We start from the raw sequence: 23,166 nt of genomic DNA on the forward strand, positions 1-23,166 counted from the left end.
GGGGTTCACCTGGATCAGCCTTCCACAGGTCGCAGGCGCAGTCCGGCCATGCCGCCGTCGACGGCGATCGAGGTGCCGGTGGTCGACCCGGCCAGCGGGCTCGCCAGGTAGGCGATGGCGGCGGCGACCTCGTCGGCGGCCACGAGTCGGCCGTGCGGCTGACGGGCGTTCAGTGCGGCGCGCTCGGCTGCCGGGTCGGGCGCGGCGTCGAGCAGGCGGCCGACCCAAGGGGTGTCGACGGTGCCGGGGTTGACGCAGTTGACCCGGATTCCCTCACGGACGTGGTCGGCGGCCATGGCCAGGGTGAGTGAGAGCACCGCGCCCTTGCTCGCCGAGTAGAGCGCCCGCTGCGGCAGCCCGGCGGTGGCGGCGATGGAGCAGGTGTTGACGATCGCGGCATGGGCGGACAGCCGCAGGTGCGGCAGCGCGGCACGAGTGGTGCGGACGATCCCGAGGACGTTGACGTCGAGGACGCGGTGCCACTGCTCGTCCGGGTTGTCCTCGACGGTGCCGGCCGCGCCGATGCCGGCGTTGTTGACCAGGATGTCCAGGCCGCCCAGCGCCTCGACGGCCGCCGTGACGGCGGCGCGAACGGAGGTGTCGTCGCTGACGTCGGCGGCGAAGCCGTGCAGGGGCTTCGGGGCGGCGTCCGGGTCGAGGTCGAGCACGGCCACCTCGGCGCCGCGGTCGGCCAGCAGCCTGGCCGTGGCCAGGCCGATGCCGGAGGCGCCGCCCGTCACGATGGCCCGCAGGCCCTGAAGATCGCTCATGCGTTCACCGTCCCAGGTGTGATGGTGGCGAGGTCGGCGGCCCAGAAGGTGCCGTGCGGATAGGTGTAGGTGTCGATGGACGCCTGGTGCATCTGGGCGGAGAAGCCGGGAGCCAGCGGCGCCCGGTAGTGCCCTTCCTGGATGACCGTGGGTTCGAGGAAGTGGTCATGGAGATGGTCGACGTACTCGACGACCCGGTCCTCGGTGGTCCCGGAGAGAGCGACATAGTCGAACATCGACAGGTGCTGCACCAGTTCGCACAGGCCCACGCCGCCCGCGTGCGGGCAGACCGGGATGTCGAACTTGGCGGCCAGCAGCAGGATGGCCAGGTTCTCGTTGACCCCGCCGACGCGGGCCGCGTCCAGTTGGAGGACGTCGATCGCGCCGGCCTGGAGCAGTTGCTTGAAGACGATGCGGTTCTGCACGTGCTCGCCGGTGGCCACCTTGACCGGGGCCACGGCCTGGCGGATCGCGGCGTGGCCGAGTACGTCGTCCGGGCTGGTCGGTTCCTCGATCCAGTACGGGTCGAACTCGGCGAGCGCCCTGGTCCAGGCGATCGCCTCGGCCACGTCCCAGCGCTGGTTGGCGTCGATCGCCATCCGGACGTCGGGGCCGATCGCGGCACGGGCGGCGCGGCAGCGTCGGATGTCGTCGTCCAGGTTGGCGCCGACCTTCAGTTTGATCTGGGTGAAGCCGTCCGCGAGTGCCTCCTTGGCCAGCCGGGTCAGCTTCTGGTCGCTGTAGCCGAGCCAGCCGGGTGAGGTGGTGTAGGCGGGATAGCCGCGTTCCAGGAGGGTGTCCGTGCGCTCCGCGCGCCCGGTACGGGCGCGCGTCAGCAACTCCAGCGCCTCGGCCGGGGTGAGCGCGTCGGTGAGGTAGCGGAAGTCGATCTGGGAGACCAGCCACTCCGGCTCCGCCTCGGCCAGGAACCGCCACAGCGGCAGCCCCGCCCGCTTGGCGGCCAGGTCCCACACCGCGTTGACCACCGCGCCGATCGCCATGTGCATCACGCCCTTCTCGGGACCGAGCCAGCGCAGCTGGCTGTCGCCGATCAGCTCGCGACTGAGCGAACCCGGGTCCGCACACAGCTCGCTGACGGACTGTCCGATCACGTGGTCGCGCAGCGCGTCGATCGCGGCCACCTGGACGTCGTTGCCGCGGCCGATGGTGAAGGTGAAACCGTGGCCCTCCGGCCCGTCCTCCGCGTCGGTGCGCAGGACGAGGTAGGCGGCGGAGTAGTCGGGGTCGGGGTTCATCGCGTCCGACCCGTCCAGCTCACGCGAGGTCGGGAAGCGGATGTCGTAGGTGTCCACGGCGGTGATCCGCGCGGATGCTCCAGGCATGCTTGCTCTCTTCAGGCTCAGGATGGGGCCCTCGGGCTCAGGACGGGGCCCAGGCCGGGCAGGGGTTCAGGCTTGGCGGAAGGTCTGCCGCTGGCGGCCGAGCCGGTCGATCTCCAACTCCACGCTCTGCCCCGGTCGGAGGTAGGGGTGGTCGGGCAGGCCGAGGGCCACACCTGCCGGCGTGCCGGTGTTGACCACGTCGCCGGGCTCCAGCACCAGGTACTGGCTGAGGTAGCGGACGATCTCGGCGACGTCGAAGATCATGTTCTTGGTATGGCCGTCCTGGCGCTGCACGCCGTCGACGGAGAGCCGCAACCCGAGACCGGACGGGTCGCCGACCTCGTCCGGGGTGACCAGCCAGGGGCCGAGCGGGTTGAAGGTCTCGCAGGACTTGCCCAGGTCCCACTGTCCGGAGAACTCCAGCTGGAACTCGCGCTCGGAGACGTCGTTGCTGATCGCGTAACCCGCGACGCAGTCCATTGCCTCCTCGCGGGAGCCGAGGTAGCGGGCGCGGCGGCCGATCACGACGGCGAGTTCGACCTCCCAGTCGGTCTTCGTCGAGCGGCGCGGGATCAGCACGTCGTCGTAGGGGCCGACGACGGTGCCCGGGTCCTTCATGAAGACCACCGGCCGCTCCGGGATCGCCGCGCCCGTCTCGGCCGCGTGGTCACGGTAGTTGAGACCGATGCAGACGACCTTGCCGGGCCGGGCGACCGGCGCGCCCACCCGCCACTCGCGTGCGGCGGAGACGAGCACGGGCAGCTCGTCGGCCTCCATCGCGGCGCGGGCGCGGGCGATGCCGTCGGCGGCGAGGAAGCGGCCGTCGATGTCGTGGGTCAGCCCGGACAGGTCGAGCAGCCGGTCCCTCTCGTCCAGCACGGCCGGGCGCTCGGCCCCGGCGGGTCCTAGCCGCAGCAGTCTCATCGTGTGTCGGAGTCCTCTCGAAGGCCTCGGAAGCGGAACGAGGCGTGAACAGGGCGTACGGGCCCGGCAGTGAGGACGATACGAGCCCTGACGCGCATTCGGCAAGGAGTCATCGGACCTTTGATGCGCCAGCGTGATTTTGTTGCAACACGTAACCGCAGGTCGAACCCGATATACCAGGGATATTGCGTCAAAGGGATTGACCGCCATGATGAACATCCGCAGAGTCATCGGCAGAGTCATCCGATGAAACCCCTACCTGCCGACCTGGAGTGACCCTCATGACCCTCCGCGCCTCCCGAGTGACCTCGGTCCTCGCCGTGACCCTGCTCGTGGGCGGGCTCGCGACCGCCTGCAACCGCGGCAGCACCGTCAGCGGCTCCGCTGCCGGCAAGCCCGCCATAGGCATCGACCTGCCGCGCGCCGACTCGGACTTCTGGAACTCCTACGCGCAGTACGTCAAGAGCGACATCACCGCGGACGGGCTCAACGCCCTGCCGATCAGCAACTCGCAGAACGACATCACCAAGCTGGTCGCCAACGTCCAGGTCTTCGAGAGCACCGGCGCCAAGGCCGTGGTCATCGCCCCGCAGGACACCGGAGCCATCGTCAGCACGCTCAACCAGCTGGCGGCCAAGAACATCCCGGTGGTCAGCGTCGACACCCGCCCTGACGCGGGCAAGGTCTACATGGTCGTGCGCGCCGACAACCGCGCCTACGGCACCAAGGCCTGCCAGTACCTGGGCAAGGCGCTCAACGGCAAGGGCAGCGTCGCGGTCCTCGAAGGCGACCTGACCTCGATCAACGGTCGCGACCGCTCCGAGGCCTTCGCCTCGTGCATGCAGCAGCAGTTCCCCGGCGTCACCGTCTACCCACTGGCCACCAACTGGGACCCGGCCGTGGGCTCCAGCAAGCTGCAGACGCTGCTGGCCCAGCACCCGGACCTGAACGGCGTCTACATGCAGGCCAGCATCTACCTCCAGCCGACGCTCTCGCTGCTCCAGTCCAAGGGCCTGCTCAAGCCGCTCGGCACCCCGGGCCACATCGCCATCGTCTCCAACGACGGTGTGCCGCAGGAGTACGACGCGATCCGCAAGGGCGAGATCGACGCCACCGTCTCCCAGCCCGCCGACCTCTACGCCAAGTACGCGCTCTACTACGCCGAGGCGGCCGTCGAGGGCAAGACCTTCAAGCCCGGTCCGACCGACCACGGTTCGACCATCGTCCAACTACCCAACGGCCTGGAGGACCAGCTGCCCGCACCGTTGGTGACCAAGGCCAACGTGGACGACAAGAGCCTGTGGGGCAACCAGCTCAGCCAGTGACCGTCGGGGGCCGGACGTCACGCACCCCGTGACGTCCCGCCGTGAACCGGATCAACCTTCCCTGCTCAGTGCTCAGAAAGGACGGCACCATGGCGGACACCGCGAGCGCCGCTGCTGAGACTCCCCCGCGCGCGGTCCCCGTGGTCGAGGCGACCGGCATCTCCAAGCGGTTCGGTGCCACCGTAGCCCTCAGCCAGGCCTGGATCTCCATCGCCCCTGGCGAATCCCACGCCCTGGTGGGCCGCAACGGGGCCGGCAAGTCGACCCTGGTCTCCATCCTCACCGGCATGCAGCAAGCCGACACCGGCACCCTGCGCTTCGCCGGCGAGCCCGCACCCGCTCCTGGCGACACCGACGCATGGCGCGCGAAGGTCGCCTGTGTCTACCAGCGTTCCACCGTCATCAGCGAACTGACGGTCGCCGAGAACCTCTTCCTGAACCGTCAGAGCGGCCGGGCGCTCCGGCCGATCCGGTGGAAGTCGTTGCGCGCCCGCGCCGCGGCACTGCTCGCCGAGTACAACGTGGAGGTCGACCCCGCCGCGCGCATCGCGGAACTGACGGTCGAACAGCGGCAGTTCGTGGAGATCGCCCGCGCTCTCTCCTTCGGCGCCCGGTTCATCATCCTGGACGAGCCGACCGCGAAACTCGACGCCCGGGGCATCGACCGGCTCTTCGCCAAGCTGCGCCAACTGCAGGAGCAGGGCGTCGCCTTCCTCTTCATCTCGCACCACCTGCAGGAGGTCTACGACCTCTGCGCCACCGTCACCGTGTACCGCGACGCCCGCCACGTCCTGACAGCCCCGGTCGCCGAGCTCGGCCACGAAGCCCTGGTCGAGGCCATGACCGGGGAGAGTGGCGAGAGTGCCCCGGAGCATGCCACGGCCGTGGCCGCCGCGGAGCGCGGCGCGGCCGGGGACAGGCAGCTGCTGGACGTCTCCGGAATCAGCCTGCCGGGCTGCTACACCGACGTCTCGCTCCAGCTGCGCGCGGGCGAGGTGGTCGGCCTGGCCGGAGCCACCGCCAGCGGCAACGTCCAGGTCGGCGAGACCGTGGCGGGCCTGCACCGCCCCCGGACCGGGCGGATCGAGCTGTCGGGCGCGCCGCTGCGGCTGGGTGACATCCCCTCAGCGCTGGCCGCCGGCATCGGATTCGTCCCCGAGGACCGGCACCTGCAGGGCCTGGTCGCGGACCGCAGCGTCGCCGAGAACGCCACCCTGACGGTCACCGACCAACTCGGCCCCTACGGCACCGTGCTCCCGTCGCGGACCAGGGCCTTCGCCCAGCGGATGATCGAGGATCTGGACATCAAGACCCCCGACGCCACCACCGCGGTCTCCGCCTTGTCGGGCGGCAACCAGCAGAAGGTCGTCGTCGCCCGGGCCCTGGCCACCCGTCCCGACGTGGTGGTCGCCATCCGGCCCACCAACGGAGTGGACATCAAGTCCAAGGAGTTCCTCCTCGGCCGGTTCCGACAGGTGGCCGACGAGGGCCACGCCGCGCTGATCGTCTCCGACGAACTGGACGACCTGCGCGCCTGCGACCGCGTCGTCGCGATGTTCCACGGCCGGGTGGCGGCGGAGTTCGCCGCCGGCTGGCGCGACGAGCAACTCGTCGCCGCCATGGAGGGCATGGAGGGCACGGAGGGCATGCAGGACCCGACCGGCACGCACGACTCGTACGACATGCACGACACGAAGGGAAACCCCAGCCATGCCAGTCACGAGTGAGGCCGTCGCCACCGCGGCTCCCACCGAGCCGCCGGCGTCCCCCGCCGGTCGGCGCCGCCTGGACCTCGCCCGCTACCGCGACCTGTCCCTGGTCCCGGTACTGCTGGTACTGGGTCTGATCGGGTTCATCGTCTCCCCGGCGTTCCTGACCTCGGCCAACCTGATCGGGGTGGCCCAGCAGTCCACCGAGCTCAGCCTGCTGGTGCTGGGCGAGGCGCTGATCCTGATCGTCGGCCGGATGGACCTCTCGCTCGAGTCGACCATCGGCTTGGCCCCCTGCATCGCCATGTGGCTGGTCCTGCCCGCCGGCGGCGGCCGGTTCCCGGGGCTCGGCCTGCTGCCCACCTGGACCGCGATCCCGGTCTGCCTGCTGGTCGGCGCGCTGATCGGCGCCGTGAACGGCTTCCTGATCCTCAAGCTTCGCCTCAACGGCTTCATCGTCACGCTCGGCGGGCTGACCATGCTGCGCGGTCTGCAGGTGGCCATCTCGCAGGGCCAGTCGATCGTCGAGGTCCCCAACTCCTTCCTCTACCTGGGCGAGACCTCCTGGCTGGGCGTCCCGGCGTCGGTGTGGATCTGCCTGCTGCTGTTCGTCGGCGGCGGGCTGGCGCTGGCCTGGCTGCGCCACGGCCGGGCGCTGTACGCGATCGGCGGCAACGCGGAAGCGGCCCGGACCGCGGGCATCCGGGTGGACCGGATCACCTGGGTGGTGCTGATCCTCGGCAGCCTGCTGGCCGCCTTCGCGGGCGTCCTCTACACCGGCCACTACGGCTCGGTCTCCGCCGACCAGGGCAGCGGCTGGATCTTCCAGGTCTTCGCCGCCACCGTCATCGGCGGCGTCAGCCTGAACGGCGGCCGGGGCACCCTGTTCGGCGCGCTGACCGGCGTGCTGACGCTGCAACTCGTCGTCAACGTGATGACGCTGGCGGGCGTGCCGCCGCTGTGGAACCAGTTCCTCAACGGCGCGATCATCATCGTCGCGCTGATCATCTCCCGCTACGCCTCCGGCGAGAAGCAGGAGTAGCGACCTGATGCGCGACAGCCCGCTCGCTGTCGCGCAGCAGGTCGTCACCACCGAGCCCCGTGGCCCGAAGCACATCCCCCACGCTTCGGGCCACGGCTGTACGTGCACACGGTGCACGCGTGCACCACCGGATGCACCCCCACCCACCCCCTCAGGAGTGCCATGTCGATACATCGTCGTGTCGCCGCTCTGTCCGGTCTCCTCGCCGGAACCCTGCTCCTCGCCTTCGCCGGACCCCCGGGCACCGCCCAGGCGGCAACCGGCACCACGCTCTACGCCTCGCCGACCGGTTCGGGAAGCGCCTGCACGGTCAGCGCACCGTGCAGTCTGACCGGGGCACAGCGCACCGTCCGCGCCGTCGACGGCTCGATGAGTTCCGACATCACCGTCTACCTGCGCGGCGGCACCTACACCGAGACCACCCCGCTCTCCTTCGGCCCGCAGGACTCCGGCACGGGCGGACACACCGTCAACTGGGACGCCTACCCGGGCGAGGTCCCGGTGATCAGCGGCGGGAAGAAGGTCACCGGCTTCAGCCTCTACGACAGCTCGAAGAACATCTACCGCGCCGCCGTACCCGCTGGCACGCAGAGCCGCCAGCTGTTCGTCAACGGGGTCCGCGCACAGCGGGCGCGCGGTGCGCTCAACCCCTCCGGGTTCACCCTCTCCGGCTCCTCCTTCACCACCAGCGACGCGTCCTACACCTCGTTCACCAACCCGAGCCAGACCGAGATAGTGGACGACAACGACTGGAAGCAGATGCGCTGCCCGCTGCAGAGCATCACCGCGACCAGCAGCGGTGGCTCCAGCCTCAACGTCGACCCGACCTGCTTCGCGAACAACAACACCGACGTGCAGAACCCGGGCTACCCGTTCAACGGCGCCGGCGTGCTCAAGCTCACCGGCATCAGCTGGATCGAGAACGCCTACCAACTGCTCACCCAGCCCGGCCAGTTCTACCTCGACAGCAACGCGGGCTACCTCTACTACATCCCGCGCACCGGCGAGAACCTGGCCACCGCCGACGTCGAACTGCCCACCGCGCAGGAGCTGCTGGACCTCTCCGGCACACCCGGCCACCTGGCCCCGGTCAACGACACCGACCCGAACGCCGCCTACTCCGGCTCCTGGTCCACCTCCACCGGCCGCGCCTACGGCGACCTGGGCGGCGACGTCCACTACACCACCACCAACGGCGACTCCGTCAGCTACACCTTCACCGGAACCGGACTGCAGGTGCTCAGCGAGGTGGCCCCCGACGAGGGCGGCATCGACGTCTACGTCGACGGCGTCAAGACCCAGTCCGTGAACGCCGAGGCGGCCACCCGGCTGGCCCAGCAGGCCATCGTGTCGGTGACCGGCCTGGCCAAGGGTTCACACACCGTCAAGCTGGTCAAGACCTCGGGCACCTACATGCTGATCGACGGCTTCACCGTCATCCCCGACACGGTCACACCCGTGCAGCACATCGGCTTCCAGGGCGTCACCTTCGCCTACGACACCTGGAACCAGCCCACCACCTCCGGCTACGTGGACAACCAGGCCGGCGTGCTGTGGGACCCGGTCACCCACGCCCCGACCCGCATCCCCGCGGCCGTCCAGGTGCACCGCGGCAACGACATCAGCTTCACCCGCGACACCTTCACCCATCTCGGCGGTACCGGCCTCGACCTGGCCGACGGCACCCAGAACTCGAACGTCACGGGCAGCATCATCACCGACACCTCCGGCGGCGGCGTCTCGCTCGGCGAGGTCGACGACTACTACCAGACCCAGACCGACCTGATGACCACCGGCGACACCGTCGCGGACAACACCATCAGCTACGTCGGCCAGGACTACCACGACGCCGTCGGCGTCTGGGCCGGCTACACCCGCAACGCGTCGATCGCGAACAACGACATCGGCTACACCCCCTACTCCGGCATCTCCCTGGGCTGGGGCTGGGGTTGGGCCTCCTGCACGCTGAAGTACACCACCTGCCACCACGGCACGATCTACGCCGGCGGCAACCGGATCACCGGCAACTCCGTCCACAACGTGATGCGCACCCTCCACGACGGCGGACCCATCTACACCAACGGCGGCCAGGGCGGCGGCGACGGCTCGATGACCTCGGTCCTGTCCGGCAACGTGGTCGCCGAGGGCAACGACACCAACAACATGCTCTACCAGGACGAGGGCAGCTCGTACTGGGACACCTACGACAACGTCACCCGCTTCGGCGGCAGCAACTGGATCGGCATGTGGATCTCGACGATCCACGACATCGACATCCACGACAACTACTCGGACAACGCCAGCTACAACAACGCCGGAACCAACATCACCTTCAACCAGGCGACCATCGTCAGCAGCGGCGCCTGGCCCGCCGCCGCACAGGGCATCATCGCCGCGGCCCGGCCCAGCGGGCAGTACCGGCCACTGACCGGCCGGATCGACGACGACGAGCCGACCATCGCCTACACCGGCTCGTGGTCCGCCTCCGCGAACCGCGGCTACGGCGACTTCGACGACGGCGTGCACTACACCACCACGAACGGCGACTCCGCGAGCTACACCTTCGCCGGCACCGGCGTCCAGATCCTCGGCGAGAAGAGCCCCGACCAGGGCAACGTCGAGGTCTACCTCGACGGCGTCTCCCAGGGACAGGTCGACACCTCGGCCACCGCCAAGCAGGCCCAGCAGGTCGTCTACAGCGTCCAGGGCCTCACCCCCGGCAGCCACACCGTCCAGCTCGTCAAGCGCAGCGGCACCTACACCACCCTGGACGGCTTCGAGATCACCCGCACCGTCGACGACACCGACGCCGCCCTGCAGTACACCGGCTCCTGGACCGCGTCCACGAACCGCGGTGACGGCGACTACGGCGACGACGTCCACTACGCCGAGACGGACGGCGACTCGGTCACCGTCAGCTTCTACGGCACCGGCATCTCCTACGTCACGGAGACCAACACCGACGAAGGCACCGTCGACGTGTCCCTCGACGGCGCCTCGCAGGGAAGTGTCAGCGCGAACGCCTCCAGCCGTCACGCCCAGCAGACCCTCTACACGGCGAGCGGGTTGGGCCTCGGCTACCACACCCTCACCCTCACCAAGGCCGGCGGCACCTACCTCGTCGTCGACCGCTTCGACATCAGCTGAGGCTCCCGCCCCCACGCTGATCTGATGTGGTGTCCCTGGCGCCGCCACACCCTCGCCAGGGACACCACACCGCCACCACCCCCCGATGGAGCCCACCTTCATGGCCGTGACCGACGACGCGATCGACAAGATCAAGTCCATGATCGTCGCCGGCGAGTTCGCGCCCGGCACCCGCCTGCCGAAGGAGGACGACCTCGCCCAGCGCCTCGGCCTCTCCCGCAGTTCGCTGCGCGAGGCGGTCCGCGCACTGACGGCCATGCAGATCCTCATCACCAAGCAGGGCGACGGCACCTACGTGTCCAGCCTCGAACCCCATCTGCTGCTGCAGACCCTCTCCTTCGCCTCCGACGTCTCCAGTGGCGAGACCGCCCTCCAACTGCTCCAGGTCCGGCGTCTGCTCGAACCCCCCGCCACCGCCCTGGCCACCGCCCGCGTCACCGAGGACGACCTCGCCGCACTCCGCGAGATCCTCCAGCGCAGCCGTGCGGCGACCGGCGTGGAGGAGTTCATCCGCTGCGACATGGAGTTCCACCGCACCCTGGTGGCCCTGGTCGCCAACCCGGTCCTCTCCATGCTGCTGGAGATCCTCTCCACCCAGACCCAGCGCGTCCGCATCCTGCGCGGCACCCGCGTCGGCCGCGCCATCGAGCATGTCCACCGCGAACACGAGGCCATCCTCACCGCGCTGGAGTCACGCGACCCCCAGCTCGCCGCGTCCGCCTCCGCCGTGCACGTCGCCGCCGTGGAGCAGTGGCTCGCCGACAGCCTGCAGACCGTCCCCGAAGGGAAGAGCGACGCTCAGAACACGGACCGGGCGGACCGGAACGCCGGCTGAGCGCTCGGCCCTCCGGCCGGATCGGCTCGGCCGATCGGTCGACCTGAGCGCCGCCGTGACCCCACCCATCAGGGCGGGACGGACAATGGTCGACAGGACCCGTCCGCAACCGGGAGGAACAGAATGGCGATCACCGTGGTCGTCGCCGACGACCAGGAGATGGTGCGCGGCGGCTTCCGGGCCATCCTCGCCGCCCAGCCCGGGATCACCGTCCTCGCCGACGTCGCGGACGGGGTCGAGGCGCTGTCGGCCGTGGCCGAACTGCACCCGGACGTGCTGCTGCTCGACATCCGGATGCCGCGCCTGGACGGCCTGGAGGTGCTGGAGCGGCTCGGCTCCGCGAAGACGGAGGAGGAGCCCGGGCCCAGGGTCGTGGTGGTCACCACGTTCGACCAGGACGACTACGTCTGGACCGCGCTGCACCGGGGCGCCTGCGGCTTCCTCCTCAAGGACGCCGGACCCGGCCTGCTGATCGAGGCCGTGCGGGCCGCGGCTGCGGGCGACTGCCTGATTTCGCCCTCACTCACGGTGCGGCTGCTCTCCGGCCACCAGCCGTCCCCGCCGCAGCGCGAACGCGGTCGCTGGCTGACCGATCGGGAGTTGGACGTGGCCCGCGCGGTCGCCCAAGGGGCGACCAACCAGGAGATCGCGAGCCGGCTGTTCCTCTCCCTGTCCACGGTCAAGACGCACCTGAGCAAGATCCAGGAGAAGCTCCGGGCCCGCAACCGGGTGGAGGTGGCCGCCTGGGCCTGGGAGTCGGGCCTCATGCGCCAGTCCTGACCCGCCCGAGAGACGAGGCCACCACTCATGCCAGGACATCGGGCCACCCCGTCCTACGACCCACCCGCGCCGCAGGAGGACGCAGAGAACGCGCACCGCTTCTGGGCGATCTCCGACTGGCCCACCCGTACCGTCGCCGGACACTTCGCGCTCGCGGTCGTGCTCGCGCTGGCCGTCATCTTCGAAACGCTGCACTTCGCGACGCGCTTCGGCGCGGCGAACTTCACCATCCTGGCCTCGGGCCTGTTCGCCAGCGCGTGCGCCACACCGCTGCGGCGCCCCCCGCTCGCGGTCCGGGGACTGGCCGCCGCCGTCGTCTCGCTCGCCTGCACGGCGATCATGCTCGGGCTGCGACCGTCCATCTACCTCTGGGGGGTCGGGGAGTCGGTCGCGCTGCTGGTCCTGCTGTCCGGGGTGCTGCGCCGGGCTCCGACCTCGAAGGCGCTGTGGCTCGGTCCGGTGATCGCACTCGCCGCCGTGAGCACGCCGGCCCGCGACGCCCACCCCGGCCCGGTCACCGCCACCATCGGCATGACGACGGTGGCAACCGTCGCGCTCGCCCTCTACCTGCGCCACCAGGACGCCGAGCACAGCCTCGCCGTCGAGCAGGCGCGCGGCGCCGAACGCCTGGAACTGGCCCGGGAACTCCACGACTTCGTCGCCCACCACGTCACCGGCATTCTGGTCCAGGCGCAGACCGCCCGCGCGGTTCCCGACGACGAGCCGGGCAACCGTCTGCGCATGGCGCGGATCGAGGAGGCCGCCAACGAGGCGCTCACCGCGATGCGGCGCGTGGTTCGGGTCCTTCGCGACGAGAACAGCAGCACGGGCCCGCTGGCGGGGCTCGACGACATCGCCGCGCTCGCCGCCGAATTCCGGCTGGCCGGGCCCCCGGTCGACCTCGACATCGACCCGTCGCTGCGACGGCACCTGGCCCCGGACCTGGCGGCCTCCGCGCACCGCATCGTGCGCGAGGCGCTCACCAACATCCGCAAACACGCCCCCGCCACCACGCACGTGGAGATCACCCTGCATCGCACGGCGCGCGGACTGCGTGTCGAGGTGCGCAACCACGACGACGGATCACCGCGTGAGCCGACCCCGCCGCAACGACACGGCACCGCCCCGAGGTTCGGCCTGCTCGGCCTGTCCGAGCGGGCCGCCGCACTGGACGGCCGCTTCGACGCGGGCCCGACCGCCGACGGCTGGCAGGTCGTCGCCGAGTTCCCGGAGACAAGCGCCGAACACCGGGCCTGACCGGGCAGTCGGCAACCCCCGAGGACGAGACGGGCCGAGACCCGGCGCAGTCGCAGACCCCGCCATCGGTCGGACGGACATCCCGGATCGGCCGAAAGGCCCAGGTCAACTGACTCGTCCTTTCAGCCGATGCCCTCTGGACGCGCGGCCGATCCCGGGTGGGCGACCCCGAACCTACGGTTGTCTGTGGCGGGGGGCCGAGTCCGAAGGAGAGACCGCACATGCCCGCCCACCTGGCTGCGCAGCTGACGCTGTCCGCCTCGCTCACCCTGCCGGCGCTGGCCTGCTCCGTCAGCCGTGCGCGCCGCACGTTCACGGCGCTGTGCGCGGACCACGAGTCCGTCGACGACGGCCGGCTGCTGCTGTCGGAGGCGGTGGCCAACGCGGTCGAGCACACCGACACCGAAGAGGTGCGCGTGGTGATCCAGCACCACCCGCCGTCCGGTCGGCTCATCTGCGCGGTCCACGACAGCGACTGCGAGGTGCCCGCATCGCCCGCGCAGACCCCCGGCGCGGACGCGGACGCGGAGTCGGGCCGAGGCCTGCACCTGATCGAGTCCATGAGCGAGGAGTGGGGCCACCTGGTCCGACCCGACGGAAAGTGGACCTGGTTCAGCCTCCGCCCGGCCGACGCGGACAGCGCACCTCGAAGCGAAAGCACACCCGGAGAGAGACCATGACAGTGAAGAAGGCACCGACCCTCACGCCAACTGAGGGGTCCGTCGCGCAGCTCCTTGAGGCGATCGCGGATCCGGCACACCGGACCGACGCCGCCCAGCTCTGCGCCCTGATGCGCGCGATCACCGGCGAGGAGCCGACGGTGTGGGGCGGCGGCATCGTCGGCTTCGGCAGCTACGACTACCGCTACGCCTCCGGTCACGAGGGCACCGCGCCGCTGGCGGGGTTCGCTCCGCGCAGGCAGCACCTGGTGGTGTACCTGGCCCCGGGTTTCGTGGAGCGGCACCCGACAACGCTGGCACGGCTCGGACCGCACCAGGCGAGCAAGGGCTGCCTCTACCTCAGGACGCTCATCGACGTGAACTTCGCAGCGCTGCGGCAGCTGATCGCCGCCTCGGTGCAGGAACGCCGAACCCCCGTGGGCTGACGCTTCGGACGTCCCAGCCAGGGCCTGTCCGGGCCCTCGCCGTCAGGGCCAGATCTGGAAAGCGTCCACCTGGACGTAGGTGCCGCCGGTCTTCACCAGCTTGAGCGTGTGCGAGCCCGGGGCGAGGCCTCTGACCTGGTAGAGGAACTGCTGGGGGGTGTAGCTGCCGGAGTAGGCGGCGTCGGTGGTGCCGACCTGGGCGCCGTCGAGCAGGATGTTCGCGGTTCCGTCGGCGGCCTCCATCGGCGCGATGACGTCGATTCCGGTCCCGGTGAAGGTGATGGTGGCGCTGTCCCCGTTGGTGGACGTCCAGTGCACGTCGTCGCCGTAGTCACCCACGCCGCGGCCGGTGGAGTGGGTCCAGGTGCCGACGTAACTGACGGCGGCGTCCGCGTCGTTGACCATGGTCGGGTTCGGGACGGTGCGCAGCGCGTCGAGTTGCAGGTAGCCGCCGTCGACCTTGGTGACGGTGACCGTGTGCGTCCCGGGGTTCAGGTGCCGGGCGCCGTACAGGACGGCCTGCGGGGTGTAGCTCGCGGCGTACTGGCTGAACTGACCGATCGTCACCCCGTCGACGGCGACGCTGAAGTGCTGGCTGACGCTGCTCCTGGGTCCGATGACGTCGATTCCGGTGCCGGTGAAGGTGTAGGAGAAGGAGTCGCCGTCGGTGGACGTCCAGTGGACGTCGTCGCCCAAGTCTCCCGCGCCGCGGCCGGTGGAGTGCGTCCAACTTCCGGTGTAGGTGATGCCGGTGTCCGTGTCGTTGACCGTCGTCGTACCGGTGGGCACGGAGGGCGCGGTGCCGCGGACGGCCTGGCGGACGTCGCCGAGGATGCGCAGGTCGTTCGGGTTGACCGTGCCGTCCTGGTACATCATCAGGTCGAAGCTGATCGGCACGTTGCGGCTCACGGCGCCGGTGGCCCAGCCGATCGCGGCGGCGCTGGTGACGGTCGAGGCCGTGCTGACGGTCGTGTTCTGGGTGTGCACGCCCCAGTCGTCGTCCATGGTGAACATGCCGTGCTGGAGCAGGCCCTGGTACGGGCCGGAGGTGAAGACGCCGTTGCCGCCTGCTGCGGCGCTGCCGGTCTGCGCTCCTCCGGTGCTGCCCTCGCCGAACCAGACGTCCTGGAAGTCGGTGACGGCGGGCAGGATCCAGTTGTTCCAGGAGACAAGTCGCTTGCTGTTGCCGGCGCGGGCGGCCTTCTGCAACTGCTCGTAGGCGGCCGGGTAGTAGAGCACCATGCCGTCGTCGAAGAAGAAGCCGTCGAGGTTGCTGCCGTAGCGGTTGCCGATCTCGGTGACGACCTCGGTCCAGTTGGCGAAGAAGGTGCTGCGGTCGCCGGTGCCGTTGGTGGCGAAGGTGGCGGGCCAGTTCTGGTAGGGCCACCAGGCGGAGTCCTCGTCGCCGGTGTGGTAATAGAGCATGAAGCGGATCCCGGCGGCCTGGCAGGCGGCTGCGACGTCGCCGATCAGGTCGCGGGTGGAGGTGAGGCCGGGGCTCGCGGGTCCGCCCGCGGCGGTGACGATGGAGTCCGGGGAGCTGAGCGGCGCGTCCAGGTGGTAGCCCCACCAGCTGATCGACCAGACGACGTAGCCGGCACCGGTCTCCTGCACCATCTCCACGAAGGCGGGGACATCGAAGTCGGCGGCCTGCTGGTCCAGTGACTTGGCGGGGCCGACGTTGTGCGGGTAGCCCCAGGAGCCGTACTGGAACATCAGGCCGTAGCCCGCCTTGCTGAGCCAGGTGGTGTCGGCGCGTGCGGCCGTGATCCGGGTGTTGCGGGCGGCCACGTCGGAGGCGCGGATCAGCTCCAGTGACTTGACGTAGACGTCGTGGGTGAGCGAGCCGCGGGTGAGCCGGATGGTGCTGCTGCCCGTGGGCAGCGCGAGGTCGCCGACCAGGACGCGGTTCCAGCCGGCCGGGGCGGTGAAGGTGAACGAGGAGGAGGTGCCGTCCACGGAGAGGGTGAAGGTCTCGCCCGCGTCCGTGTCGACGAGCAGCGACGCCTGGTAGGAGGCTCCGGCGGCGACCTGCACGTCCCAGGTGAGGTAGTCCGACGAGGTCAGGAAGTTGTCGATGTAGAAGTTCTTCCTGGTGTCCCCGCCCTGGACGGACATGTCCGGCATCCGGCCCGCGGCGGTGGCAAGCAGCACGGTGACGTTGTCCGTGGTGGCGGTCTGGTCGATGACGACCGGATCGGCACCGGCCTGCGCGACGCCGGAGGCGGCGAAGGCCCGGGAGGGTACGGCGACACCGAGCGCCACCGCCCCGAGGGCCGTACCTGCGAGCATCCGCAGGGCTCCGCGTCGGGAGAGCTCCAGCCGGGATCCTTCTGCGGGCATGCGGGCATGCGGCATGGCGAGCCTCCTTGCTCGACGGGGTGGGCAGGTGCAGCCGAAGGCGCGACGCAGGCGGACTCCGGGCGTCCCGGCCCGGGCGGCCTGGCGGTTGTCGCGCTCGGCGCGGTCGCCTGGTTGAAGCGTGAACCTACGGCCCGCCCCACTGCCGGTCAAGAGTTTCGTCTATAGAAGAGATTAATTACCGGCGGGGAAGGTCCGCGCCCCGTCCGCATAGGAGAGCAGCACGGCCAGGGCGGCCCCTTCGACCGGTGCCCAGGCTCCGAGGGCCGAGACCTGGAGCTGCTCGCGGTCGTCACCGGGCAGCAGCAGCGACTGCCGGAACGCCTCCCGGGCAGGGTCCAGCAACCAGGGCGCGAGCCGCGCATAGTGGCCGCCGAGCACGACGGAGTGCGGGTCGAGCATCGCGCAGACGAGCGCCGCGCCCCGTCCGAGCCAGCGTCCCGCCTCGGCCAGCGCCTCGATGACGCCCTGGTCGCCCGCCTGGGCCAGGGCGGCGACCTGGTCCACCCCGGCCGACAGGGTGAGGGGCACCCGGCTGGGTCGGCGGATCCCCTTGGCCGCCGCGAGGGCGGTGTCCAGGATCGCGGACACGCCGGCCCGGGTGTCCAGGCAGCCGTTGCGACCGCAGACGCAGCGCAGTCCCCCGGCCTCCACGATCAGGTGACCGACCTCGCCGGCCATGCCGCGTTCGCCGCGCCACAGGTTGCCGCCTGCGACGATGCCCGCGCTGATGCCGTAGGTGCCGGTGAGGTAGACCAGGCTCGCCTCGGTCCCTCCGCTGCGGCGGCGCTGGCGGAGTTCGGCCAGGGCGGCGTAGTTGGCGGTGTTGTCGATGAGCACGGGAACCCGGCCGCCCAGCGCCTCGGCCACGCCCTCACGCAGGGCGATGTCGCGCCAGCCCAGGCTGGGTGCGTACTTGATGGTGCCGCTGGCGGCGTCGACCAGACCGGCGACGCTGACGCCGACGCCGAGCAGGTCGCGGTCGTCGTCCTCGACCAGGTCGAGCGTCTCCTGCAGCACCATCGCCGCGCGCCGGAGCAGGGCGCGCGGGTTGACCGCGTCGGCCTCGGCCGGGCGTTCGATGCGCAGCAGCTCGCGGCCCTGCAGCGTGTGCACCGAGGCGAGGATCTTGTCGAAGCCGATCTCGATCCCGGTGACGGCGTAGTGCGTGTCGTCCAGGTCCAGCAGCGTGACCGGTCGTCCGCGCTGGCCGCTGCGCGGGGTGTTGACCTCGGCGACCAGGTCACGTCGCATCAGGTCGTTGACCACGGCGGAGGTGGTGGCCCGGGCCAGTCCGGTGCCCTGCTGCAGGTCGGGGCGGCTGAGCGGCCCGTGGTCGACCAGGTGGCGCAGCACCTGCAGGGCGGTGGCGTCCGGGCCTGCGGCCATGGGGGGTCTCCTTCGACTCTGTCGATCATGTTGCTGCGCGGCCGTAAATCTAACAAGCCCGTAACGAGGGATTGTTTTTGTCGTCACCGTAGACATTAATGGGGCCCACTCCGGTCCACCCCCTGGATCCACCCCCTGGGAGGGAAAGCATGCGCAACGATGCGCAGGTCCGCCGCGGCCTCGCGGCGGCCGCCACCGCACTGGTCCTCAGCCTGTCCGTAGCCGCCTGCGGCAACAGCGGCGGCGTCGGCGGCAGCGCCAACGCCGGCCAGGCCAGTGTCGGCGCCGGCCAGAAGGTCACCCTCAACTACTGGACCTGGTTCCCGGCCCAGGCGACGCTGCAGAAGTCGATCGCCGCGTTCGAGGCCGCCAACCCGAACATCACGATCAACCTGCGCGAGTTCTCCAACACCGACTACCAGAAGGAACTGCCGCTCGCGCTCGACGGCGGGCAGTCCCTGGACATCGTCGGCGTGCAGGTGTCGGCCATGACCAACACCGTGCGCACCCAGCTCCGGCCGGTCAGCGACTGGACCGGTGACCTCCCGGCCGGCTGGCAGAGCAAGATCAACTCGACCATGCTCGACCAGACCCAGAACATCGCCAAGGACAAGACCCTCTACTCGATCCCGATGGGCTCGATCGGCAGCGCGGTCGTCTACTCCAACGCGGACGTGCTCAAGCGGCTGGGCCTGTCCTTCCCCAGGACCGAGGCCGACCTCACCGCCGACGTGATGAAGATCAAGGCGGCCGGCGGCGGCATCGCGCCCGTGGTCTTCAGCGGCGAGTCCTGGTGGCAGGACGAGATGTTCTTCACCGTCGCCGACCAGATCGACCCCAAGCTCTCCGACGAGCTCTACACCGGCAAGGTCGCCTGGAACAGCCCGCAGTTCGTGCAGGCTCTGGCGGCCTATCAGAACCTCTTCAAGAACGGCGTCCTGGACAAGGGCACGCTCAGCCTGAAGGAGGCGGACGCCGACAACGCGTTCAACTCCGGCAAGGCCGCCTTCCTGGTCGAAGGCTCCTGGAACAGCTCGGTGCTCTCCGCGGCCTACCGCAAGGCCAACGGCATCACCGTCGGCAACGTCGGCGCCGGCGCCTTCCCCGTCGTCGTCCCGGGCGGGCAGCCCGCCGCCCGCACCTTCGCCGAGGGCGGCCTGGCCATCCCGAAGAGCTCCAAGTACGCGGCGCAGGCGGCCAAGTTCATCCAGTTCATGACCATGGACCCGGCCGGCGTCAACACCTGGGCCTCCGACCTGGTGCTGGTCCCGTCCCTGAACGGCTACACCGTCGACCCCTCGGTGCTGACCACCCCCGAGGCCCAGTCCGGCTACGCGGCCGTCCAGTCGCTGATCAGCGCTCCCGGCTCCGGTCGCGGCCAGTACTCCACCACCTTCACCACCGACGTGCTGGACAACACGCTGCTCGACGTGGCCCGCGGCAACACCGCCCCGCAGGCCGCGGCAAGCAGCCTCCAGTCGGCCTGGACCAGCGGACGGTACCCGGTCCAGTGACGTCGCACCTCACCACGCCGTCGCCTGACGCACTCCCCCACGGGGCGCGGCAGGCGGCGCCGGATCCCACCGCGACGGCCGAAGCCGCCTCCGCCGCGCGTTCACGCGCACGGGCGCGTCGCCGCGCCCTGCTTCCCGCCGCAGTCTTCCTCGCGCCGCTGCTCGCCCTCTACGGCGTCTACTACCTCTACGCGTTCGTCTTCCTCGGGCAGACCAGCCGCCAGTCGGTGGACCTCTCGTTCACCGGCGCCACCGATGTCGGCTGGCGCAACTTCCAACTGGTGCTGACCGACCCCGTCTTCTGGCGGGACATCGGCAACAACCTGCTGTTCGCCGCCGTCTCCATCCTCGTCGCGCTCACCCTGGGCTTCTTCCTGGCCGTGAGCCTGGCCAGCGGGGTGCGGGCCCGCAAGTTCTTCTTCGTCGTGTTCCTGCTGCCCTCGCTGGTGCCGATGTCGCTGTTCGCCACGGTCTTCGGGCAGCTGATCCAGACCAACGGTGGTGCGATCAACCAGACGCTGCGCGCCGTCGGCCTCGGCGCGCTGGCCCAGGACTGGACCGGCAACACCACCTCGGCGTACGTGGCGGTCTTCATCCTGCTCACCTACCTCGTCGGCCTGCCGATCATGTACTACACCTCGGACCTGACGACCGCGAACACCGCCGTCCTCGAGGCCGCGATGATCGACGGCGCGGGCACGTGGCAGATGTACCGGCTGATCCTCTTCCCGATGCTGCGCGGCACCCACAGGACCGTGATCCTCTCTGTGCTACTGGGCAGCTTCCGCTGGTTCGAGCTGATCTACTTCTCCACCGACAGCCAACCCGCCGGCCGCACCGGCATCCCCGGCACCTACATCTACGACCAGATGTTCCCCTCCACCGGCGGCGGCCAGATCGGCTACGCCTCCGCCGCCTCGCTGGTGGTCCTGGTCGTCGCCGTCGCCGTGTCCGCCGTCAACGTTCTCGTCCAGCGGAGGCGCTGATGTCCGCAACCACCGGCTCCGAGCAACTCAACCCGTTGCACCGGCTGCGCCAGAAGCCCCGCGACAGTGTCATCGTCTACGCCACGCTCGCCATCGGCGCCGCCCTGTGGCTCTTCCCGCTGGTCTCCACGGTGCGTCAGTCGGTCCAGTACGGCGGCCTCGGCAACTACCTGACGGTGCTCACCACCGACTACAACGGGGTCAACCTGGTCCGTGCGTTCGGCAACAGCCTGCTCATCGCGGCCCTCACCGTCGTGCTCACCTGCGGCATCGCCGCACTGGCCGCCTACGCCTTCGCCAAGCTCGACTTCCCCGGCCGAGAGACGCTCTACCACGCGACGCTGCTGCTGCTCGCCGTCCCCGCGGTCGCGATCATGGTGCCGGTGTACTGGATCACCGGCAACCTCGGCCTGTTCAACTCCCCCGTCGGGGTGGCCCTGCCCGAGGTCGTTCTCACGCTGCCCTTCGCGGTGCTGCTGCTGCGCAACTACGCCGACGGCATCCCGAACGAGCTGATCGAGGCCGCCCGCGTCGACGGCGCCGGACACGCCCGCATCTTCCGGCACGTCTTCCTGCCGCTGTGCCGACCCGCGCTGATCAACCTCGCGGCGCTGTGCGTGGTCTGGTCCGTGCAGGACTTCCTCTTCCCCTCCATGCTGCTGAGCAGCGCGGACCAGACCACCGCCGCGCAGGCCGTGCAGACGATCAAGGGAGCGTTCGCACCGACGCCCTTGCAGACCTCGCAGTACTTCGCCGCACTCATGCTGCTGGCAGTGCCTGCCATCGTCATCGTGGTCGTCGGACTGAAGTTCATCACGCAGGGCATCACCGCAGGGGGAGTCAAGGAATGACCACCACACAGACACAACCGGACACGACCGGGAGCAGTACCGACACCTCGTGGTTCCGGGGCCTGGGCCTGGGCGTCTTCATCCACTGGGGACACGCCAGCACCCGTGGCTGGGAACTGTCCTGGCAGATGACCGGCGGCGTGCACCGGCAGGAGCCGGCCCTGGACCCGGTGAGCTGCAACGACTACTTCGACAACGCCGCCGGCTTCGCCCCGGAGCGCTTCGACCCGACCGTCTGGGCCGATCTCGCCTGGCGCGCGGGCGCCCGCTACATGGTGTTCACCGCCAAGCACCACGACGGCTTCGCCATGTTCGACACCGGCCTGTCCGACTACTCCGTCACCAGGCACGCCCCGCTCGGACGGGACGTCACCCGCGAGATCGTGGAGGCCTTCCGGGCCCGCGGCTTCCGGATCGGGCTCTACTTCTCCATCATCGACTGGCACCACCCCGACTACCCCCGCTACACCGACGAGACGATCACCAAGCCCTACGTCGTGGGCAGCTATCCCCGGGTCTCCCCCGCCAAGTGGGACCGGTACCGTGCCTTCATGCTCGGCCAGCTGGGCGAACTCCTCACCGGGTACGGCGACATCGACATCGTCTGGCTGGACGGCGAGTTCGAGCACACCGAGGAGGAGTGGCGCTTCGACGAGATCCGCGCCTTCATCCGCGAACGGCAGCCGCACGCCCTGGTCAACGACCGCTGCCTGGGCCACGGCGACTTCACCACCCCCGAGCAGCAACTGCCCATGGTCCCGCCGCAGCAGCCGTGGGAGACCTGCCTCACCATGAACAGCAGCTGGGGGCACCGGCCCCAGGACGACACCTGGAAGTCGCCGGCGTTGCTCCTGCACACGCTGATCGAGGCGGTGTCGATGGGCGGCAACCTGCTGCTCAACGTCGGCCCGACCGGCGACGGGGAGTTCCCGCACGAGGCCGTCGAACGGCTGGAGGCCCTTGCCGGGTGGCTGGAGCACAACGCCGAGAGCGTCCAGGGCACGGAGCCCGGCCTGACCCTCTGGCAGTTCCACGGCCCCTCCACCCGCCGCACCCGCCCCGACGGGACCACCCGCGTCTACCTGCACCTGGTCACCCGCCCCTACGAGCGCGTGACCGTGCGCGGACTCCGGGTCTCCCGAGTCGAACGGGTGACGCTCCTGGACGGGGATCGCGACCTCCCCTGGCGCGTCCAGCCCCGGCTCAAGGACGTCCACTCGGGCACGGACGACCCGACCGGCGAACTGCACATCGACATCCGCGGGACAGAGCTCGACCCGTTGTGCACGGTCCTCGCCGTCGATCTGCGCAGGTGACCCGCCCGGCGGCACGGCGCGTCGCCACCCCGACGGCCGGGTTCAGGCCTACCCCGACAGCGCGCTCGCCCGACAGGGCATAGCGTGGACAAAGGGGCTCGCCGATCCGAGGAGGCCCTTGTCCATGAGCGTTCGAACCCACATCGTCGCCGAGGTGCCGTTCGGCCGGGTGGCCGAGGCGGAGCTCTACCTCCGCCATTTGGCGCCGGGCGTGACACCCGCTCCCGTCCAGCGTCCGGGAACCGGCGTCACCTTCCTGGAGGCGGTGCTGCCGGTGGATTGCGTGAAGGAGACCGAGGCGACTCTGGGCAACATCAACACGCACGGGATCACGTTCACGGTGTCCACGACGACGTAGCGGCCGAGCTCCCGCCCGGCCCGCTCGGCGGCGCCGTCGTGCTGTCGGTGCGACTGGCGCGCGTCCTGCCCACCGCACTCACCCGGAGGCGGCCGATCGCGGCGGCCGGACCGGGCTGCACCATGGATCTGCCTCAACTCCGTTGGGAATCTGC

At 70.2% G+C, this 23,166-nt stretch carries 19 protein-coding genes; 14 read left to right on the forward strand and 5 right to left on the reverse strand.

The genetic code is table 11. The annotated features are described in order from the left end of the window. Nucleotides 1-14 precede the first annotated feature (14 nt). The 3 genes from ABH940_RS05970 to ABH940_RS05980 form a co-directional block, all read right to left on the reverse strand. Nucleotides 15-770 carry an SDR family NAD(P)-dependent oxidoreductase gene (locus tag ABH940_RS05970; RefSeq protein ID WP_370066966.1) on the reverse strand — a complete coding sequence of 252 codons (756 nt, stop codon included), beginning with the start codon at nucleotides 768-770 and terminating at the stop codon, nucleotides 15-17. Continuing rightward, nucleotides 767-2,113, reverse strand: coding sequence for an L-fuconate dehydratase (locus ABH940_RS05975; protein ID WP_370104578.1), 1,347 nt, complete (start codon nucleotides 2,111-2,113; stop codon nucleotides 767-769). Before ABH940_RS05975 ends, ABH940_RS05970 begins: the two co-directional genes overlap by 4 nt. Before the next feature lie 66 nt (nucleotides 2,114-2,179). Beyond that, nucleotides 2,180-3,037: a fumarylacetoacetate hydrolase family protein gene (locus tag ABH940_RS05980; protein ID WP_370066962.1), complete on the reverse strand. Its 858-nt coding sequence runs from the start codon at nucleotides 3,035-3,037 to the stop codon at nucleotides 2,180-2,182. Nucleotides 3,038-3,318: 281 nt separating this feature from the next. Between ABH940_RS05980 and ABH940_RS05985 the strand changes: the two genes are divergently transcribed. The 9 genes from ABH940_RS05985 (at nucleotide 3,319) to ABH940_RS06025 (ending at nucleotide 14,237) form a co-directional block, all read left to right on the forward strand. Continuing rightward, nucleotides 3,319-4,362 carry a sugar ABC transporter substrate-binding protein gene (locus tag ABH940_RS05985; protein ID WP_370066960.1) on the forward strand — a complete coding sequence of 348 codons (1,044 nt, stop codon included), beginning with the start codon at nucleotides 3,319-3,321 and terminating at the stop codon, nucleotides 4,360-4,362. Nucleotides 4,363-4,451: 89 nt separating this feature from the next. Beyond that, the gene (locus tag ABH940_RS05990; RefSeq protein ID WP_370104580.1) at nucleotides 4,452-6,089 is read left to right on the forward strand and encodes a sugar ABC transporter ATP-binding protein; all 1,638 of its coding nucleotides are present in this window, start codon (nucleotides 4,452-4,454) and stop codon (nucleotides 6,087-6,089) included. Next, on the forward strand, nucleotides 6,073-7,113 hold the full coding sequence (locus tag ABH940_RS05995) for an ABC transporter permease (RefSeq protein ID WP_370104582.1): 1,041 nt from the start codon (nucleotides 6,073-6,075) through the stop codon (nucleotides 7,111-7,113). Before ABH940_RS05990 ends, ABH940_RS05995 begins: the two co-directional genes overlap by 17 nt. A gap of 162 nt (nucleotides 7,114-7,275) precedes the next feature. Next, entirely contained in the window at nucleotides 7,276-10,260 is a 2,985-nt protein-coding gene (locus ABH940_RS06000) for a hypothetical protein (protein WP_370104583.1), read from the forward strand. Between the two features lie 100 nt (nucleotides 10,261-10,360). Then, on the forward strand, nucleotides 10,361-11,095 hold the full coding sequence (locus ABH940_RS06005; protein WP_370104584.1) for a FadR/GntR family transcriptional regulator: 735 nt from the start codon (nucleotides 10,361-10,363) through the stop codon (nucleotides 11,093-11,095). Nucleotides 11,096-11,218: 123 nt separating this feature from the next. After that, complete coding sequence (locus ABH940_RS06010) at nucleotides 11,219-11,875, forward strand: response regulator (RefSeq protein WP_370066952.1); 657 nt, start codon at nucleotides 11,219-11,221, stop codon at nucleotides 11,873-11,875. Nucleotides 11,876-11,902: 27 nt separating this feature from the next. Next, the gene (locus ABH940_RS06015) at nucleotides 11,903-13,132 is read left to right on the forward strand and encodes a sensor histidine kinase (protein ID WP_370066950.1); all 1,230 of its coding nucleotides are present in this window, start codon (nucleotides 11,903-11,905) and stop codon (nucleotides 13,130-13,132) included. Nucleotides 13,133-13,353: 221 nt separating this feature from the next. Next, nucleotides 13,354-13,812: an ATP-binding protein gene (locus tag ABH940_RS06020; RefSeq protein ID WP_370066948.1), complete on the forward strand. Its 459-nt coding sequence runs from the start codon at nucleotides 13,354-13,356 to the stop codon at nucleotides 13,810-13,812. Continuing rightward, nucleotides 13,809-14,237, forward strand: coding sequence for a DUF1801 domain-containing protein (locus tag ABH940_RS06025; protein ID WP_370066946.1), 429 nt, complete (start codon nucleotides 13,809-13,811; stop codon nucleotides 14,235-14,237). Before ABH940_RS06020 ends, ABH940_RS06025 begins: the two co-directional genes overlap by 4 nt. 42 nt (nucleotides 14,238-14,279) lie before the next feature. Here the strand turns inward: ABH940_RS06025 and ABH940_RS06030 are convergent, their stop codons facing one another. Further along, nucleotides 14,280-16,580, reverse strand: a complete 2,301-nt coding sequence (locus ABH940_RS06030) for an alpha-L-fucosidase (protein WP_370104585.1) — start codon at nucleotides 16,578-16,580, stop codon at nucleotides 14,280-14,282. Between the two features lie 192 nt (nucleotides 16,581-16,772). Further along, a complete protein-coding gene (locus tag ABH940_RS06035; protein ID WP_370066942.1) occupies nucleotides 16,773-17,987 on the reverse strand; it encodes an ROK family protein in 1,215 nt (404 codons plus the stop codon). A gap of 149 nt (nucleotides 17,988-18,136) precedes the next feature. On the opposite strand from ABH940_RS06035, the gene ABH940_RS06040 reads away from it, so the two are divergent. From ABH940_RS06040 to ABH940_RS06060, 5 genes are all read left to right on the forward strand, one after another. Beyond that, complete coding sequence (locus ABH940_RS06040; protein ID WP_370066940.1) at nucleotides 18,137-19,501, forward strand: ABC transporter substrate-binding protein; 1,365 nt, start codon at nucleotides 18,137-18,139, stop codon at nucleotides 19,499-19,501. Continuing rightward, on the forward strand, nucleotides 19,498-20,487 hold the full coding sequence (locus ABH940_RS06045) for a carbohydrate ABC transporter permease (RefSeq protein ID WP_370104586.1): 990 nt from the start codon (nucleotides 19,498-19,500) through the stop codon (nucleotides 20,485-20,487). Before ABH940_RS06040 ends, ABH940_RS06045 begins: the two co-directional genes overlap by 4 nt. Then, complete coding sequence (locus tag ABH940_RS06050) at nucleotides 20,487-21,338, forward strand: carbohydrate ABC transporter permease (protein ID WP_370066936.1); 852 nt, start codon at nucleotides 20,487-20,489, stop codon at nucleotides 21,336-21,338. Before ABH940_RS06045 ends, ABH940_RS06050 begins: the two co-directional genes overlap by 1 nt. After that, complete coding sequence (locus tag ABH940_RS06055; protein WP_370066934.1) at nucleotides 21,335-22,654, forward strand: alpha-L-fucosidase; 1,320 nt, start codon at nucleotides 21,335-21,337, stop codon at nucleotides 22,652-22,654. Before ABH940_RS06050 ends, ABH940_RS06055 begins: the two co-directional genes overlap by 4 nt. A gap of 124 nt (nucleotides 22,655-22,778) precedes the next feature. After that, a complete protein-coding gene (locus ABH940_RS06060) occupies nucleotides 22,779-23,012 on the forward strand; it encodes a hypothetical protein (protein WP_370066932.1) in 234 nt (77 codons plus the stop codon). Nucleotides 23,013-23,166 lie beyond the last annotated feature (154 nt).

It is taken from the genome of Streptacidiphilus sp. BW17 (genome assembly GCF_041262485.1).
Lineage (GTDB): Bacteria > Actinomycetota > Actinomycetes > Streptomycetales > Streptomycetaceae > Streptacidiphilus.

Bases quoted from the DNA above. Each gene is read 5' to 3' on its own strand.
- ABH940_RS06020 (WP_370066948.1), top strand. From the start codon at position 13,354: ATGCCCGCCCACCTGGCTGCGCAGCTGACGCTGTCCGCCTCGCTCACC.
- ABH940_RS06015 (WP_370066950.1), top strand. From the start codon at position 11,903: ATGCCAGGACATCGGGCCACCCCGTCCTACGACCCACCCGCGCCGCAG.
- ABH940_RS05970 (WP_370066966.1), bottom strand. From the start codon at position 770: ATGAGCGATCTTCAGGGCCTGCGGGCCATCGTGACGGGCGGCGCCTCC.
- ABH940_RS06035 (WP_370066942.1), bottom strand. From the start codon at position 17,987: ATGGCCGCAGGCCCGGACGCCACCGCCCTGCAGGTGCTGCGCCACCTG.
- ABH940_RS06025 (WP_370066946.1), top strand. From the start codon at position 13,809: ATGACAGTGAAGAAGGCACCGACCCTCACGCCAACTGAGGGGTCCGTC.
- ABH940_RS06040 (WP_370066940.1), top strand. From the start codon at position 18,137: ATGCGCAACGATGCGCAGGTCCGCCGCGGCCTCGCGGCGGCCGCCACC.
- ABH940_RS05985 (WP_370066960.1), top strand. From the start codon at position 3,319: ATGACCCTCCGCGCCTCCCGAGTGACCTCGGTCCTCGCCGTGACCCTG.
- ABH940_RS06005 (WP_370104584.1), top strand. From the start codon at position 10,361: ATGGCCGTGACCGACGACGCGATCGACAAGATCAAGTCCATGATCGTC.
- ABH940_RS05980 (WP_370066962.1), bottom strand. From the start codon at position 3,037: ATGAGACTGCTGCGGCTAGGACCCGCCGGGGCCGAGCGCCCGGCCGTG.
- ABH940_RS06055 (WP_370066934.1), top strand. From the start codon at position 21,335: ATGACCACCACACAGACACAACCGGACACGACCGGGAGCAGTACCGAC.
- ABH940_RS06030 (WP_370104585.1), bottom strand. From the start codon at position 16,580: ATGCCCGCAGAAGGATCCCGGCTGGAGCTCTCCCGACGCGGAGCCCTG.
- ABH940_RS06000 (WP_370104583.1), top strand. From the start codon at position 7,276: ATGTCGATACATCGTCGTGTCGCCGCTCTGTCCGGTCTCCTCGCCGGA.
- ABH940_RS06010 (WP_370066952.1), top strand. From the start codon at position 11,219: ATGGCGATCACCGTGGTCGTCGCCGACGACCAGGAGATGGTGCGCGGC.
- ABH940_RS05975 (WP_370104578.1), bottom strand. From the start codon at position 2,113: ATGCCTGGAGCATCCGCGCGGATCACCGCCGTGGACACCTACGACATC.
- ABH940_RS06050 (WP_370066936.1), top strand. From the start codon at position 20,487: ATGTCCGCAACCACCGGCTCCGAGCAACTCAACCCGTTGCACCGGCTG.
- ABH940_RS05995 (WP_370104582.1), top strand. From the start codon at position 6,073: ATGCCAGTCACGAGTGAGGCCGTCGCCACCGCGGCTCCCACCGAGCCG.
- ABH940_RS06060 (WP_370066932.1), top strand. From the start codon at position 22,779: ATGAGCGTTCGAACCCACATCGTCGCCGAGGTGCCGTTCGGCCGGGTG.
- ABH940_RS05990 (WP_370104580.1), top strand. From the start codon at position 4,452: ATGGCGGACACCGCGAGCGCCGCTGCTGAGACTCCCCCGCGCGCGGTC.